This is a genomic window from Streptomyces otsuchiensis (assembly GCF_004305975.1).
Classification (GTDB): domain Bacteria; phylum Actinomycetota; class Actinomycetes; order Streptomycetales; family Streptomycetaceae; genus Streptomyces; species Streptomyces otsuchiensis.
The window spans coordinates 1-330 of record NZ_BHZI01000632.1 but is presented as its reverse complement, the minus strand read 5'-3'; the positions used below and the strand labels follow the sequence as shown (position 1 = coordinate 330).

Genomic DNA, 330 nt, shown 5'->3' with positions numbered 1-330 from the left:
GGGGATTACGCGGTGTGGCAGCGTGAGGTGCTGGGTGAGGTGGGGGACGCGGGTTCGGTGGCCGCAGGGCAACTGGCTTACTGGCGTGAGGTTTTGGCGGGTATGCCGGAGGAGCTCGCGCTGCCCGCCGACCGCCCCCGCGGCTCCCGGCCCGACGCGGGCGGCGGCAGCGTCCCCCTCGACGTCGAACCGGAGACGCACGCCCTGCTCCGCGACCTCGCCCGCGCCTCGGGCACCAGCGTCTTCATGGTGCTGCACGCGGCGTTGTCGGTGTTGCTGAAGCGGTTGTCGGGCAGTGACGACGTGGTGGTGGGGACGCCGGTGGCGGGT

1 protein-coding gene is annotated in these 330 nt (G+C 73.0%); it reads left to right on the top strand.

Annotated elements, in window-relative coordinates; translation table 11 throughout:
- Positions 1-12: 12 nt before the first annotated feature.
- Positions 13-330, top strand: a 318-nt coding sequence (locus E0D90_RS26155) for a condensation domain-containing protein (RefSeq protein ID WP_227870531.1), incomplete at its 3' end; no start/stop codon positions are given.